Annotated in this window: 13 protein-coding genes and 1 pseudogene; 9 read left to right on the forward strand and 5 right to left on the reverse strand. The window is 73.5% G+C overall.

The genetic code is table 11. From position 1 onward, the window contains the following. Positions 1 to 93: 93 nt before the first annotated feature. Positions 94 to 801, reverse strand: a complete 708-nt coding sequence (locus OIB37_RS06880; protein WP_330456633.1) for a GntR family transcriptional regulator — start codon at positions 799 to 801, stop codon at positions 94 to 96. A 135-nt stretch (positions 802 to 936) separates the two neighbouring features. Here OIB37_RS06880 and OIB37_RS06885 point away from each other — a divergent pair, with 135 nt between their 5' ends. The 5 genes from OIB37_RS06885 to OIB37_RS06905 all read left to right on the forward strand — a co-directional run bounded on the left by OIB37_RS06885 (position 937) and on the right by OIB37_RS06905 (position 5,700). After that, positions 937 to 2,256, forward strand: coding sequence for an MFS transporter (locus OIB37_RS06885; RefSeq protein WP_330456634.1), 1,320 nt, complete (start codon positions 937 to 939; stop codon positions 2,254 to 2,256). After that, positions 2,253 to 3,092, forward strand: a complete 840-nt coding sequence (locus OIB37_RS06890) for a putative hydro-lyase (protein WP_330456635.1) — start codon at positions 2,253 to 2,255, stop codon at positions 3,090 to 3,092. Before OIB37_RS06885 ends, OIB37_RS06890 begins: the two co-directional genes overlap by 4 nt. A gap of 148 nt (positions 3,093 to 3,240) precedes the next feature. Further along, positions 3,241 to 3,999 (forward strand): LamB/YcsF family protein, encoded by a 759-nt coding sequence (locus OIB37_RS06895; protein WP_330456636.1) that lies wholly within the window; start codon positions 3,241 to 3,243, stop codon positions 3,997 to 3,999. Then, a complete protein-coding gene (locus tag OIB37_RS06900) occupies positions 3,996 to 4,613 on the forward strand; it encodes a 5-oxoprolinase subunit B family protein (RefSeq protein ID WP_330456637.1) in 618 nt (205 codons plus the stop codon). The genes OIB37_RS06895 and OIB37_RS06900 overlap by 4 nt, the downstream gene beginning before the upstream one ends. A gap of 217 nt (positions 4,614 to 4,830) precedes the next feature. After that, positions 4,831 to 5,700: a biotin-dependent carboxyltransferase family protein gene (locus OIB37_RS06905; RefSeq protein WP_330456638.1), complete on the forward strand. Its 870-nt coding sequence runs from the start codon at positions 4,831 to 4,833 to the stop codon at positions 5,698 to 5,700. A 130-nt stretch (positions 5,701 to 5,830) separates the two neighbouring features. On the opposite strand, the pseudogene OIB37_RS06910 reads toward OIB37_RS06905, so the two are convergent. From OIB37_RS06910 to OIB37_RS06920, 3 genes and pseudogenes are all read right to left on the reverse strand, one after another. Further along, positions 5,831 to 6,440 (reverse strand): annotated as a pseudogene (locus tag OIB37_RS06910) (glycosyltransferase). Positions 6,441 to 6,717: 277 nt separating this feature from the next. Beyond that, positions 6,718 to 8,136, reverse strand: coding sequence for a HEAT repeat domain-containing protein (locus tag OIB37_RS06915; RefSeq protein ID WP_330456639.1), 1,419 nt, complete (start codon positions 8,134 to 8,136; stop codon positions 6,718 to 6,720). 321 nt (positions 8,137 to 8,457) lie between these two features. Next, on the reverse strand, positions 8,458 to 8,850 hold the full coding sequence (locus tag OIB37_RS06920) for an ankyrin repeat domain-containing protein (protein WP_330456640.1): 393 nt from the start codon (positions 8,848 to 8,850) through the stop codon (positions 8,458 to 8,460). 264 nt (positions 8,851 to 9,114) lie between these two features. On the opposite strand from OIB37_RS06920, the gene OIB37_RS06925 reads away from it, so the two are divergent. Together OIB37_RS06925 and OIB37_RS06930 are read left to right on the forward strand one after the other, a co-directional pair. After that, the gene (locus OIB37_RS06925) at positions 9,115 to 9,309 is read left to right on the forward strand and encodes a hypothetical protein (protein ID WP_100825097.1); all 195 of its coding nucleotides are present in this window, start codon (positions 9,115 to 9,117) and stop codon (positions 9,307 to 9,309) included. A 91-nt stretch (positions 9,310 to 9,400) separates the two neighbouring features. Beyond that, a complete protein-coding gene (locus tag OIB37_RS06930) occupies positions 9,401 to 11,032 on the forward strand; it encodes a hypothetical protein (RefSeq protein ID WP_330461783.1) in 1,632 nt (543 codons plus the stop codon). 217 nt (positions 11,033 to 11,249) lie between these two features. On the opposite strand, the gene OIB37_RS06935 is transcribed toward OIB37_RS06930, so the two are convergent. Then, positions 11,250 to 12,758 carry an SCO1417 family MocR-like transcription factor gene (locus OIB37_RS06935; RefSeq protein WP_330456641.1) on the reverse strand — a complete coding sequence of 503 codons (1,509 nt, stop codon included), beginning with the start codon at positions 12,756 to 12,758 and terminating at the stop codon, positions 11,250 to 11,252. Positions 12,759 to 12,859: 101 nt separating this feature from the next. Between OIB37_RS06935 and yczE the strand changes: the two genes are divergently transcribed. Continuing rightward, positions 12,860 to 13,513, forward strand: coding sequence for a membrane protein YczE (yczE, locus tag OIB37_RS06940; protein WP_330456642.1), 654 nt, complete (start codon positions 12,860 to 12,862; stop codon positions 13,511 to 13,513). 5 nt (positions 13,514 to 13,518) lie between these two features. After that, complete coding sequence (locus tag OIB37_RS06945; protein WP_330456643.1) at positions 13,519 to 14,286, forward strand: glycerophosphodiester phosphodiesterase; 768 nt, start codon at positions 13,519 to 13,521, stop codon at positions 14,284 to 14,286. Positions 14,287 to 14,304 lie beyond the last annotated feature (18 nt).

A 14,304-nucleotide genomic window follows, 5' to 3' on the forward strand; every position in this document is an offset into this window, starting at 1 on the left:
CAGCCCAAACGACCCAGAAGCGACGACCGTCACAACAGCGCGAGAACCCCGCGAGAGGGGCGGGACAGCACCACGGAACCCGGCTCCGCGGCGTCAGTCCGTCCCGGGTCCGTCCTCCCCGACCCGCCGCCGGTACACCTCCACGACCCGCTCCAGGGAGTCCGCGAGGTAGGTCTCCAGCAGTCGCTCCGCCTCGTGCCGGTCCCCGGCCTGGAGGGCCTGCAGGATGCGGCGGTTGCGCATGAGGTAGGGCTCGTGCAGCCGGCGCGGGTCGTCGACGACGTGGAAGGCGAGGCGCAGCTCGGCGAAGACGCTGCGCATCAGCTCGTCGGTGCGCTCGCTGCCGGCCAGGGCGACCAGTTCCCGGTGGAAGTGGATGTTGGCGGTGCCCAGCGATTTCCAGTCGTTCTCGTGCGCGGCCAACTGCCCCTCGGTGACGGCCGCGGCCAGTCGGTCGAGCGCGTACGGCGGTTCGCCGAGACCCCGGACGACGGCGCACTCGACCAGGGTCCGGGTGCGGTAGATGTCCTCGACGTCGTCCACGGTGAGCACGCGGACGAAGACGCCCCGGTTGAGTTCGTGGACCAGCAGGCGCTCGTGGGTGAGCAGCCGGAACGCCTCGCGCAGTGTGTTGCGCGACACCCCGAGAGCGCCGCCGATGCTGTCCTCCGACAGGCGGGTGCCTGGCGGGAAGTAGCCCTCGGCGATACGGCTTCTGAGGATGTCGGAAACGCGTTCGGCGGTGCTGGTACGCCCCAGGAGGACACGGTCGTCGGCCAGTCCGGACAGCTGCTCTGCCATGCCCGGAATTGAATCGCAGACCGGGGAACGAAACAACAGGGGTATTGAAGGATCGTTGAACGATCCTCTACGGTGCTCCGCACGGCACGGCCTCCGCACTGCTCAGACCCTCCGTCCCCTCTCTGCGAGGTGCCCATGAGCACGACTCCCCCACCCCAGCCCGTGACACCGGACCTGCGGCCGGCACACGGCGAACACACGACCGAGGACGGCGCGTTCGGCTGGCTCCGCGCTCTCGGCCCGCAGGGCAGGCGCGCGTTCGCCGGTGCTTTCGGCGGATATGCCCTGGATTCCTACGACTACTTCACGCTGCCGCTGAGCATGGTGGCGCTCGCGGCGTACTTCGGTCTGGACAGCGGCCAGACCGGCCTGTTCACCACCGTCACGCTGGTGGTCTCCGCGATCGGCGGTGCCGTGGCCGGCGTGGTCGCGGACCGGGTGGGCCGGGTCCGGGCGCTGATGCTGACCGTGGTCACCTACGCGGTCTTCACCGTGGCCTGCGGGTTCGCGCCCAACTACGAGACGCTGCTGGTCTTCCGGGCGCTCCAGGGGCTCGGTTTCGGCGGCGAGTGGGCGGTCGGGGCGATCCTGGTCGCCGAGTACGCCGGCGCGCGCCACCGCGGCCGTACGCTCGGGGCGGTCCAGAGTTCGTGGGCGGCCGGCTGGGCGCTGGCCGCGATCGTCTACACGCTGGTGTTCTCCTTCGCGGGCGACGACCTGGCCTGGCGGATCATGTTCTGGACCGGGGCGCTGCCCGCGCTCCTGGTGGTGTGGGTGCGCCGCCGGGTGCACGACGCTCCGGAGGCGACGGCGGCGCGTGAACAGAGCCCGCGGCGCGGCTCGTTCGCGGCGATCTTCCGGCCGGGCACGGACGGCGGTCCCGGCCTGCTGCGCACCACGCTCTTCGCGTGCCTGCTGTCGACGGGCGTGCAGGGCGGCTACTACACGCTGGCGACGTGGGTCCCGACGTACCTGAAGTCCGAGCGGGGCCTGTCGGTCGTCGGCACCGGCGGCTATCTGACGTTCCTGATCTCCGGGGCCTTCCTCGGCTACCTGACCGGCGGCTACCTCACCGACCGGCTCGGCCGGCGGCGCAACATCTGGCTGTTCGCGCTCCTGTCGGCGGTGTGCGTCCTGGCGTACGCGAACATCCCGCACGGCGCCGACACCCTGCTGCTGGTGCTGGGTTTCCCGCTCGGGTTCTGCATGTCGGCCATCTTCAGCGGCTTCGGCTCGTACCTGAGCGAGCTCTACCCGACGGAGGTGCGCGGCACCGGACAGGGTTTCACCTACAACACGGGCCGCGCGGTCGGCGCGGTCTTCCCGACCCTGGTGGGTTTCCTGGCCGACAGCTGGGGTGTGGGCGGCGCGCTGGTCTTCGGCGCGGTCGGCTACGGCATCGCGGCGCTGGCCCTGCTCGGGCTGCCCGAGACGCGCGGGAGGGAACTCGCATGACGCGGCCGAGCCGTATCGAGGACCGTCCCGTGACCCTCGTCGACGAGCACGCGCGCGCGTGGCGGCCGAAAACCGCGCGGGCCCGCTTCCGGGACGGCCTGACCGGGCCCACGGCGGGCGTCGCGGCGGGCCACACGCAGGCCAACCTGATCTCGGTGCCGGCCGACTGGGCGTACGACATGCTGCTGTTCTGTCAGCGCAATCCGAAGCCCTGTCCGGTGCTGGACGTCACCGACGCGGGTTCCGCCACGACCGTCCTCGCTCAGGGCGCGGACCTGCGCACCGACCTGCCGCGCTACCGGGTGTGGCAGGACGGCGAGCTGGTCGAGGAGCCGACGGACGTGCGGGCGCACTGGCGGGACGACCTGGTGTCGTTCCTGCTCGGCTGCAGCTTCACCTTCGAGTGGGCCCTGGCCGCGGCGGGCGTTCCGATCCGGCACGTCGAGCAGGGCCGCAACGTGCCGATGTACGTGACGGACAGGCAGTGCCGTCCGGCGGGCCGGCTGCGCGGACCGATGGTGGTGTCCATGCGCCCGGTGCCGCCGGAGCACCTGCGCGCCGCGATCCGGGAGAGCAGCCTGCTGCCTGCCGTGCACGGTGGCCCCGTGTACTGCGGCGAACCCTCGGCCCTCGGCATCGCGGACCTCTCCCGGCCGGACTTCGGCGACCCGGTGGCCGCCGATCCCGAGGACATCCCGGTGTTCTGGGCCTGCGGAGTCACCCCGCAGGCGGCGGTAATGGCCTCCCGGCCGCCGTTCGCGATCACCCACGCGCCGGGCCAGATGTTCCTGACCGACGCGCGCGACGAGCAGTACCGCGTGGCGGGCGTCGACTGACACCGGCAGGCCGGCACGGACCGGCACGGCGGGCGGGCACCAGGCGCACGGGACACGCGAGACACACCAGACACACCAGACGCGCGGGCAGGCGAGACGCGCGAGGCGGGCGGCACACACCGCACGAGGACCGGAGAGACGGAAGACCATGACCGTGATCGATCTGAACGCCGACCTCGGCGAGGGCTTCGGCCGCTGGCGGCTGACCGACGACGAACAACTGCTGTCCGTCGTCACCAGCGCCAACGTGGCCTGCGGGTTCCACGCCGGGGACGCGGCCACCATGCGCCGCGTGTGCGAACTGGCGGCCGAACGCGGGGTGACGATCGGCGCACAGGTCTCCTACCGGGACCTCGCCGGGTTCGGGCGGCGCGCGATGGACGTACCGCCCGTCGAGCTGGCGGCCGAAGTCGCCTACCAGATCGGCGCGTTGGAGGTGTTCGCCCGGGCTGCGGGCGCGCGGGTGGCATACGTCAAGCCGCACGGCGCGCTCTACAACCGGGTCGTACGCGACGCGGAGCAGGCCCGCGCGGTGGTCGACGGCGTACTCCTCGCGGACGCCTCACTGCCGGTGCTGGGGCTGCCCGGGTCGCGCCTGCTGGAGCTGGCCGGGAAGGCGGGGCTGCCGGCCGTCACGGAGGCGTTCGCCGACCGCGCCTACACCGACGAGGGCGCGCTGGTGCCGCGCGGCCGGGACGGCGCCGTGCTGACCGACCCGGACACCGTCGTGGAGCGCTCGGTGAGCCTCGCGCGATCCGGCGCGGTCACCGCGCACTCCGGCAGGCGCGTCCAGGTGCGCGCCCGCTCGCTGTGCCTGCACGGCGACACGCCCGGCGCGGTGGGGCTGGCGCGCCTGGTGCGCGACCGGCTGGTCGCGGCGGGGGTGCGGGTGGAGGCCTTCGCGTGAGGGCGCTGCCGGTCGGCGAGGACGCGCTGCTCGTGGAGGTCTCCTCGGGCGAGGAGGCGCGGGCCCTGCACGCGGAACTGCTGCGCCGCCGCGCGGAGGGCTCGCTGACCGTCCGCGAGATCGTCCCGGCGGCACGCACGGTCCTGCTCGACGGCCTGGACGATCCGGTCCGCCGGGCGGCCGAACTGACCTCCTCCGAGGTGCCGTCCGCCCCTCCACGCGCGCGTGCGCTCGTGGAGCTGTCCGTGCGCTACGACGGCCCGGACCTCGCCGAGGTCGCCGCCCACTGGAAGGTGTCCGCGCGCGAGGTGGCCCGGATCCACGCGGGCACCGAGTTCGAGGTGGCCTTCTGCGGGTTCGCGCCCGGCTTCGGCTACCTCACCGGACTGCCCGCCCGCTACGACGTCCCGCGCCGGGCCACTCCGCGCACGGCGGTACCGGCCGGTGCGGTGGCGCTGGCGGGGCCGTACACCGGCGTGTACCCGCGTTCCTCGCCGGGCGGCTGGCAGCTCATCGGCACCACGGACGCGGTGCTGTGGGACCACACGCGGGTACCGGCCGCGCTGCTGTCACCGGGCACGCGCGTGCGCTTCGTACCGGCGGAGGAGACATGACGGACGCGGCGCCGTGCTCCGCGAGGCGCCCACGCGCGCGGGGTTCACGGGCGCGTGGGGCAGACATTCGGCCGCCGTATCCCCCGTGCGCACCCGCGCCTCGTACCCGTGAGGAACTCATGAACGGCCACAGGACCGAGTCCCACCCGGCCCACCCGCGCGCGTGCCCCGTGCCCGTGTGCCCCGTACCCGTCGGGGCCGTGCCTGTGAGGGCCGTATGACCGACCGCGCGCTCGTCGTCGTACGGGCAGGGGCGCTGACCACGGTGCAGGATCGGGGGCGGCCCGGGTACGCGCACCTCGGCGTGCCCCGCTCCGGGGCGCTCGACGCGCCCGCGGCGGCGCTCGTCAACCGGCTGGTCGGCAACGCGGCGGACGCGGCCGTCCTGGAGACCACCCTCGACGGCTGTGCGCTGCGGCCGCGTTCGGCCGTGACCCTCGCGGTGGGCGGCGCGCCCTGCGCCGTCTCCGTGAACGGCCGCCCGGCGCCCTGGGGCGCCCCGGTCGGTGTGGCCGCCGGCGAACTGCTGGAAGTGGGCCGCGCTGTGGCCGGGGTACGTTCCTACGTGGCTGTCTCGGGTGGTGTCGCCGTGGAGCCGGTGCTCGGCAGCCGCGCCACGGACCTGCTGTCCGGGCTCGGTCCGGCACCGCTCGCGAACGGCACGGTGCTGCCGGTCGGCGTCCCGGCCGGGCCCCCCGCGCGCGTGGACGCCGTCCCGCAGCCGCGTCCGCCGGCCGAACTCGTGCTGCGGGTGACGCCGGGGCCGCGCGCGGACTGGTTCACGGCGCGGGCGCACCGCGATCTGGCCACGCGCGCGTACCGGGTGTCTCCGGCGAGCAACCGCATCGGCCTGCGTACCGAGGGGCCCGCGCTGGAGCGGGCCCGAACCGGCGAACTCCCCAGCGAGGGCATGGTCCTCGGCGCGGTGCAGGTCCCGCCGGACGGCCGCCCGGTGGTCTTCCTGGCCGACCACCCGACCACCGGGGGTTACCCCGTGATCGCCGTGGTCCGCGCCCGCGACCTCCCGGCGGCCGCGCAGGCCGTCCCGGGCACCCCCGTCCGGTTCGTCGCCGTACGACGCCGCTGAGTCCCCGCCCCGCGGGTACGAGGCTTGCGTGAACTCGGCAAGGGCCACCGGGCGGCGGGGGCGGTGATCAGGCCGCCGGAGGCCGGGGTGACGAAGTCGGCGAGCCGGACGATGCGCGGCGACCGGCCGGTCATGCCGCCACCGCCGTTCTCCGTGCGGCGAGCACGTCCTCGTAGTGCGCGATGAGCCGGTCGCCGACGGCGGCCCAGGTACGCCCCTCGACCCTGGCCCGCCCGGCGGTCCCGTACGCCGCTCTCAGGTCCGCGTCGGCGGCCAGCGTGCGGACGGCGTCCCGTACGGCATCCGAGTCCCGCGGCGGGACGAGCAGTCCGGTGCGGCCGTGGTCGACCAGGTCGAGCGGGCCGCCGGCGGCGGGCGCGATCACCGGCACGCCGGAGGCCATCGCCTCCTGGACGGTCTGGCAGAAGGTCTCGAAGGGGCCGGTGTGCGCGAACACGTCCAGTGAGGCGAAGGCGCGGGCGAGGTCGTGGCCGGTGCGGCGGCCGAGGAAGACCGCGCCGGGGAGCGCCTCGGACAGGTGCGCGCGGCTGGGTCCGTCGCCCACGACCACGACCTTGACGCCCGCCGACCCGCAGACTCCGGGTGCCGGGCGCGGAGGCCGGGGCGACGACGAGCGGATGATGACCGCGGGCCATGAGGTGCCGGGCGGTCTGGAACGCGCAGTGGGCGACGCCGTTCACGTCGGGGGGAAAGGACTCGGTCACGATGACGACACGCATACGGGTGTTGTCGCCATGCTGGACGTGGCCGCGTCGACGTCGATCTTTCCGGCCGGGGAACATCCCATGAGCGTTGGCCCGCGCCCCCGGGCAGACCGGACGGTGTCCATGCCCGGCCGACGTCCGGGTCACCCGCTGTTCACGCGACGGGCGGGTCTGCCGCCCGATTCACGTGCGCAGGGCGGTCCCCCGCCCGTTGCACGTGCGTACGCGTCGCCCCGGCAGGGGGCGTACGGCACCGCTCGGTGACGTGTCCGCGGCGATGCCCGGCGCGGGGTCACATGGCCGGCATGTCCGGTCCGAAGCGGCTGCGCACCGCCGTCTGCACCTCGTCCTCCTCGGCCGGGTCGGCGGCGAGGCGACGGAGGCGCTCGACCACGCGGGCGTCACCGGTCTCGGCGTGCCGGGCGGCGAGTTCGCGGGTGGTCTCCTCGCAGTCCCACAGGCATTCCACGGCGAAGCCGGCGGCGAAGGACGGGTCGGTGGCGGTGAGGGCGCGGGCGGCGCGGCCGCGGAGATGGGAGGAGGCCGTCTCGCGGTAGATGTGGCGCAGTACGGGTGCCGCGCAGGCGATACCGAGGCGTCCGGTGCCGTCCACGAGGGTCCACAGGGTCGCCGCGTCGGGGCCGTCGCCACGCACGGCCTCGCGCAGGGCGCCGAGGACGAGGTCGCTGTCCTGGGCTCCGCCGCTGCAGGCGAGCATGCGCGCGGCGGCGGCGCCGAGCGCGTCGGGGCGCTGGGCCCAGCCGCGCGCGCGGTCCACGGCGGCGATGCCGCGCATCCGCTCGAAGGCGTCGACGGCGGCCTCGACGACGGGCGTCGGCCCGTCGGCGACCGCGGCCTCGACCAGGTCGAGGGCGTCGGGGTCCTCGCTGTCGGCGAGGTAGCGCAGGGCCGTGCAGCGGGCGCCCTCGGTGCCGGTCCGCGCGGCCTGGAGGATCTCGGGCCGGTCCCCGGGACCGGCCACGGCGGCCAGACACCGGGCGGCCGGGACGTGGAGCGCGGCACCGCGTTCGATGCCCTGCTGAGCCCATTCGAAGACGGCGCTCACGCTCCAGCCGGGGCGGGGTCCGGTGGGCCGCATCTGCCTCTGCCAGCGGTCGAAGGACCCGGCCTCCTGGGCGGCACGCACGCGCGTGGCGATCGGTTCGCGCGGGTCCTCGGCCCACAGCCGCCAGGGCCGCGGTTCGAAGGCGTCGCGCACGGTGGCGGCCAGCTCGGCCTCGCCCTGCGGGTCGGTGGAGAACCGGGCCAGGACGGGGGCGGCGAGGGCGCGCAGGCCCGCGTCGTCGTCCCTGAGGGCCAGCTCGTCCAGGGCCCACGCCCAGTTGGAGCCGTGGGCGGCGTACCTGCGCAGCAGCCGGAGCGCGTCGAGCCTGTCGTAGGAGGCGAGGTGCCCGAGCACGGCCAGGGCGAGACCGGTGCGGGACTCCTCGGTGTCGAGGACGTCCTCGGGGTCGAAGAGGTGCGCCTCGATGGCGTCCAGCTCGCCGTTCAGGTCGAGGTAGAGCCGGGCGTAGTACAGGGAGCGGTTCTCGACCTGCCAGTCGTGGCGGGGGTCGTGGAGCACACAGTGGTCGAGGGCCGCGAGCGCTTCCGCTCGCGGGGCGGTGAGCGCGTGCAGCGTGCCGTCGCCGCGACCGCGCTGGAGCAGCCCGAGCAGCGTACCGCTGGGCGCTATGACCGGATCGAACATGGGAAACAGCCTCACATCAAGCGTCGACGCAACCGGGGAACACGCACTACCTGGCCGCGTGACACAACGTCGGAGCGCCCGCCGTCTCTTGCTTGCTGTAGACCATTTCTCTCTGCCTCTCGTCGGTGGCCCATGCGGACCGCGTCACGGCCCACGCGGTGCGGCAACACCTGCCCAGCCATCGCGTCCGTGAATCACGTCGTCATGATGACCCGCGGTGTGTGCTGCCGCGACCGTATTTCCGGCGGCCCTTTACCGCCTCCCCCGTTTTCGTTGTCGCACCTGGCCGGTGCCCGGCCAGTTCCTGGTCAGAACGTCGGATCAGCGCGCACCGAACAGTTCCAGAAGCTCTGTCCTGCCGAACATGCGCGCCGTGTCCACGGCCGACGGGGTGCCCGCGGCGGGATCGGCGCCGCCCTCCACGAGGGCCTTGATCACCTCGGTCTCCCCCTTGAACACGGCACCCGCGAGCGGGGTCTGTCCCCGGTCGTTGATCTGGTTCGCCTCGGCGCCCCGGGCGAGCAGTTCACGGACGGCGTCGGCGTGCCCGTGGTAGGCGGCGAGCATCACCAGAGAGTCACCGCGGTCGTTGGTGAGGCCGGCCGGCACGCCCGCGTCGACGTACGCCATGAGCGCCTCGGTGCGACCCTGGCGGGCCAGATCGAAGATCTTGGTCGCCAGCTCCACGACCTCGGGGTCGGGGGCTTCACTCATCGGCCGGACCGCCTCTCACTACAACCGTTCAGGTGAATCGCAAGGGTACTGGCTCGCGCCGCACATGACCGGATGTGCCCGAGGTAAAGATCACTGCACACGCCGCCGGACGCAGGAACCTGCACGACCGGCTCATCGGCGACTCCACCACCCGGAGGAAAAACGCCGAAATTCACCTACTTGCACCTTTTATCGTATGGATACATCCTGTGATCCTGGAAGTACTCACGGTGACTGTCCCCCCTCGACACCAGGAGGTCTCAAATGATCCTCTCCATGTCCGGCGTCGTCCTGCTCGGAATCATCGTCTTTCTCTTCTTCCGCAAGGACGGACTCAAGGGCTCCCACGCCTGCATCTCGGCACTCTTCGGCTTCTACCTCGCCAGCACGGCCATCGCCCCCAGCATCAAGGCCGGTGGCGAGAGTCTGGCGAGCCTCCTCGGCGGCATCAAGTTCTGACCCCTATCCCGCCCGTACGCACCAACAGGAGACAGCAGTGGCCAGGCCTCTCCCCCGCATTCTGAGCAAAGACAGCGCGCAGATCGCCCGGATGCAGATCGCCCGGAGCCGGGAGCTGGCCCGGACGGCGGCCGACAGCGCCACCGACGTCCTCCACCCGCTGATCACCATCTCGCGCGGGCTGCGCCGGCTGGCCACGGCCGGGCGGCGCAAATGGGCCGAGACACCCAAGGACAAACGAGGGCCGCTGATGTTCCTGGCGGCCTCCGTGATCCTGGTCGTGGTACTGGTGCCCTACGGACCCCTGCTGGCCGCCATCACCCTGATGGGGGCGGCGGCCTGGCAGGGGCGCGACCACACCCCGCCGGCACCCGAAGGGCCCGACGAGTCGCAGACCAAGCGGCTCCAGTCCCTGTACGAGGCCCTGGTGCCGTACTTCTCCACCGCCGACGACCCAGCGCCGCTGTACACGCACGGCGGTGAGTGGGACAAGGCCTTCGCCACACACGACTTCGATGACGGCGGGCGCGTCGGACACCTCGTGATCCGCTACCCCGCCTACTTCCCCGACGGCGACCCCGAGGCCCGTGCGCGGATCGAGCAGCTGCTCACCGCGAAGGCCGGGCGTGGCCGCGAGTACCACTTCGCGTGGGAGGAGGAGGGCAACCAGCTCACGGTGACCGTCCTCGCCCCGCTGCCCACCGACATCGCCGCCCAGCGATTCGTCACCGCGCCGGGCGAGACGGTCCTCGGCTTCACCGATCCCAGCGAGGTCCAGCGCACGCTCCCCCTTTCCTACGGGGAGGAGCAGCGCGATGTCCCGCCGGTCGTCTGGCGCACCGGCGTCCGTTCCACCGAGCCGCACCTGCTGGCCCTGGGCCAGCCCGGCAGCGGCACCTCGACCCTGCTGCGGTCCATCGCCCTCCAGGCCCTCCAGCACGGCGACGTCCTCGTCGTCGACGGGGGCGGCACGGGCGAGTACGCGTGCCTGACCGGCCGCGACGGCGTGCTGGGCGTGGAGTGCGCCCCGGCCGGCGCGGTGGCGAGCCTGGAGTGGGCCGCGCACGAGACCGAGCGCCGGCTCATCGCCGTCAACCGGGCCCGGCAGGCGGGTGATCCGCCACCCGAGGACACCAGGCGTCCGCTGTGGATCCTGCTGGACCGCCCGACCGTCTTCACCCACCTGGCCGAGGCCGACCACCGCACCGATCCGCAGGCCCTGCTGCAGGTCCCGCTCCGGCACGGCCGTGCGGCGAACGTCACCGTGGTCGTGGCGGAGCAGTTCGACGGCGCCGAGAACCTGAGCGAGGCGGTACGGCAGCACACGCGCGCGCGTGTCGTGCTCGGACCGGCCGCGCCTCAGCAGGTGGAAGCCGTGCTGGGCATGCCGCCGTACTCGAGTCCACCGGCCCAGGTCCCCGTGGGCCGCGGGTACGCGCGCCTGGGTTCCGGTCCGGTGCACCGGCTTCAGGTGCCGTCCACGCCCGATCCGTACGACGACGCGACCAGCGACGCCGACCGGCAGGCGGTGCTGGCGTTGCTGCCGGCGCGCACGACCCCCGCGGACGCGGAGCCGACGCAGACCGGCGAGGCGGCCAAGGCTGTCGAGGTGAGCAAGGCCGTCGAGGCGGGCAAGTCCGTCGAGATGAGCAAGGCCGTCGAAACCGTGGAAGCTGTCGAAGCGGCACCGGTGGCGGCGGAGGCCGTGGCCGCGGAGAGCTAGCGGTCGAACCGCCGGGACCCACCCTCCGGAGGGTGGGTCCCGGCGGTTCGACCGCGCACGACCGCGCACGGCCGCAGACGGTGCGTGCGCGGCAGAAGGCGTGGCACTCCCCGCAGGCACGTGGGCAGCCGCTCGGCCGAGCCCTCCCGTACCCGCGACCGAAGCACCCTCCCCGACCGGCCCACGGCCGCACCCGCACCCGCACCCGCACCCGCGTCTACGCGACGAACATACGAGGCGCCTCCGTGCCCCCCGTCGCCCCTGCCTCCACCAGGCGGGCCGCGGCGGCCAGCCGGACCGCCGCCTCCTGGGCCACCGCTCCCCCGACGGTGAACGGCAGGCGCACATACCCCTCGAAGGCGCCGTCGACGCCGAAGCGGGGGCCTGACGGGACGCGGACGCCCACCCGTTCGCCCGCTTCCGCGAGCCGGGACCCCGAGAGGCCGCCCGCGCGGACCCACAGCGTCAGCCCACCCTTGGGGACCTCGAACTCCCAGTCGGGCAGTTCGCGCCGCACCGCGGCCACCAGGGCGTCACGGTTCTCCCGGGCCTGGCTGCGGCGCAGCTCCACGGCCTGCTCCCAACCCCCCGTGCTGAACAGCCAGTTCACAGCCAGCTGCTCCACGACGGGGGTCCCGAGGTCGGCGTAGGCCCGCGCCGAGACCAGGCTGCGGATGACGTCCGGGGCCGCGCGCACCCAGCCGATGCGCATCCCGGCCCAGAATGCCTTGCTCGCCGAGCCGACGGTGATGACGGTCGAGCCGGCCGGGTCGAAGCCGCAGACCGGGCGGGGCATCGCGCCCTTCTCGAAGTCGTCGTCGAGCCACAGCTCGCTCATCGTCTCGTCGGCGACGAGGACGGTCCCGGCCGATCGGGCCGCGTCCACCAGCCGGCGCCGCTGGTCCTCGTCGGCCAGCGCGCCGGTCGGGTTGTGGAAGTCGGCGACGACGTAGGCGAGCCGGGGCGCCGCCTCGCGCAGGACCTGGCGCCAGCGGTCCAGGTCCCAGCCGGTCAGCCCCTCGGCCATCGCGACCGGGACCAGCCGCGCGCCCGCCTCGCGCATCAGCTGGAGGATGTTGGCGTAGGACGGGGACTCGACGGCGATGCGTTCGCCGCGGCCCGCGAAGAGGTGGCAGATCGCGTCGATGGCGCCCATGGCCCCGGTCGTCACCATGATCTGCTCGGGCATCGTGGGGATACCGCGCGCGGTGTAGCGCTCGGCGATCATCGCGCGCAGGGCGGGCAGTCCGGCCGGGTAGTCGCCGTGGGTGTGGGCGTACGGGGCCAGCTCCTCCAGCGCACCCTGCACGGCCCGGGTGAGCCACGGCTCGGGGGCGGTGAGGGACGCGCAGCCGAGATCGATCACCGACCCGAGCGCCTCGGGCGGCAGGGGTTCCAGACCGCGCGCGGGCAGCGGGTTGCCGGCCGGGACGGCCGTCCAGCTCCCCGCGCCGCGCCGGGACTCCAGGAAGCCCTCGCTGCGCAGCGCCTCGTAGGCGGCGGCGACGGTGGTGCGGCTGACGGAGAGGGCGAGGGCCAGCTCGCGTTCGGCGGGCAGCCGGGCGGCGACCGGGACGCGCCCTTCGAGGACGAGGAGCCGGATGCCGTCGGCGAGGGCGCGATAGGCGGGCGGCCGGCGCGTACCGGGGCCCGCGGGGCGCTCCTGCTGGGAGTTGAGGAGCCGGGCGAGCTGCGCGGCACCCACCGCCGAGGTCCAATGCGCCACGAAGATCAGTCCACCTTCCCTGAATTGGCCATGGATACCGTTTCGTACCAAGCCACAGAGTGTCACGAGTCAGTCCACTGTCACCACCCAGGGGGTACGTCGTGTCCACTCCCAGCCGTCTCGGACGACGGTTGATCCAGCTGTACGCCGGGCTCACGCTCTACGGCGTGAGTTCCGCGCTGCTCGTCGAGGCGAACCTGGGCCTGGAACCGTGGAACGTGCTGCACGAGGGGCTCGCGAAGCTCACCGGCCTGAGCATCGGCACGGTCCTGATCATCGTCGGCGCCGCGGTGCTGCTGCTGTGGATCCCGCTGCGTCAGCGGCCGGGACTCGGGACCGTCTCCAACGTCTTCGTCATCGGCCTCGCCCTCGACGGCACGCTCGCCCTGGTCCCGGACGCCCACGGCCTCGCCGCGCGAATCCCCCTGATGGTGGCCGGCATCGTGCTGAACGGCGCGGCGACGGGTCTGTACATCGCTGCGAACTTCGGGCCGGGGCCGCGCGACGGGCTGATGACGGGCCTGCACCAGCGCTCCGGCCGCTCGATCCGGCTGATACGCACGGCCCTCGAACTCGTCGTGGTGGTCACCGGATTCGCCCTGGGCGGTTCCATCGGCGTCGGCACCGTGCTCTACGCGGTGTGCATCGGACCGCTGGCCCAGCTGTTCCTGAGGGTGTTCGCCGTCCGCGCGGCGCCGGGTGACTCCTCGGCCGTTGCCGAGGAGTCACCCGAACGGGTGATACTGCGACAGTGACCTCCGTGACGCCGTCCCTCCGCCACCCGTACCTGGACCACCCCGGCCCGATCCCGTTCGCCCACCGGGGCGGGGCCGCCGACGGGCTGGAGAACACCGTGGCGCAGTTCCGGCGCGCGGTCGAGCTGGGTTACCGGTACATGGAGACCGACGTGCACGCGACGGCGGACGGCAGGCTGGTCGCCTTCCACGACGCGACCCTGGACCGCGTCACCGACGGGGCCGGCCGCATCGCCGAACTGCCCTGGGAAGAGGTGCGGCACGCGCGCGTGGGCGGCCGGGAACCGGTGCCGCTCTTCGAGGAACTGCTGGACACCTTCCCCGAGACCCGCTGGAACGTGGACATCAAGGCGGAGGCCGCCCTGCGGCCCCTGCTGGAGCTGATCGAGCGCAGGAACATCTGGGACCGGGTCTGTCTGGGCTCGTTCTCGGAGGCCCGGGTGCTCAGGGCGCAGCGGCTGGGCGGCCCGCGCCTGGCCACGTCCTTCGGCACGCGCGGGGTGGTCAGCCTGCGGCTGCGTTCCTGGGGGCTGCCGGCCGCCGTGCGCCGGTCCGCCGTCGCCGCGCAGGTGCCCGAGGCCCAGTCGGGCGTCCACGTGGTCGACCAGCGCTTCGTCCGCGCCGCCCACGCGCGCGGGCTCCAGGTGCACGTGTGGACGATCAACGAGGCGGATCGGATGCACCGCCTCCTGGACCTGGGTGTCGATGGCATCATGACCGATCACATCGACACGTTGCGCAAGGTCATGGAGGACCGCGGCGTCTGGGCCTGAACCGCCCGGCCGCGGTGC

Source organism: Streptomyces sp. NBC_00820 (genome assembly GCF_036347055.1).
Taxonomy (GTDB): domain Bacteria; phylum Actinomycetota; class Actinomycetes; order Streptomycetales; family Streptomycetaceae; genus Streptomyces.